Here is a 479-nt window from a genome sequence, read left to right as displayed (position 1 = left end):
CGCAGGCCTGCATGCTCGGCAGCGACCAGGTAACGGTCGATCAGGTTCGGGTGCGGTTCCGGGGCCGGGGCAAACACGATCACGATGAGGTCGACGTTGGCTGCGACCGGTTTCAACTGGCCATGGTTGTTTGGCCGGCACAGTTCGGTGCTGCGTGGCATCTGCGCCACGATCACGCCTATGCCCTGGTTGCCTGCACGCCATACCACGCGGTCGCCAGTGACCAGTGCTGGCAGGTTGGCGCGCAAGTGGCAGCGGAACACCTGGCCTGCAACGTCGCCATCCTGGGCCTCCACCTCGACCTGCACGCCAAAGTGGGCAATCACCAGGCCAAGTTGTTCCGGCCCCAGGTCGCCACCTTCCAGTTCCTGCAGCACATGCTGCTCGCGTTTGGCCGCGCGAGCAGCACGCTCGCCCTGGATTTTTTCGATGCGCCAGTTCTGGCGGCGATTGAGCTGGCGTTTGGCCATGAACATTCC

The 479-nt window shown here is 64.1% G+C and carries 1 protein-coding gene; it reads right to left on the bottom strand.

Annotated elements, in window-relative coordinates; translation table 11 throughout:
* Positions 1–479, bottom strand: a 479-nt coding sequence (rsgA, locus tag QWI17_RS06565) for a GTPase RsgA (protein ID WP_441294584.1), incomplete at both ends; no start/stop codon positions are given.

The sequence above is a fragment of the Gilvimarinus gilvus genome (genome assembly GCF_030518155.1).
In the GTDB taxonomy this organism is placed as follows: domain Bacteria; phylum Pseudomonadota; class Gammaproteobacteria; order Pseudomonadales; family Cellvibrionaceae; genus Gilvimarinus; species Gilvimarinus gilvus.
Note: the sequence above shows the minus strand (reverse complement) of the source record. Positions and strands in the feature narration are given on the sequence as shown.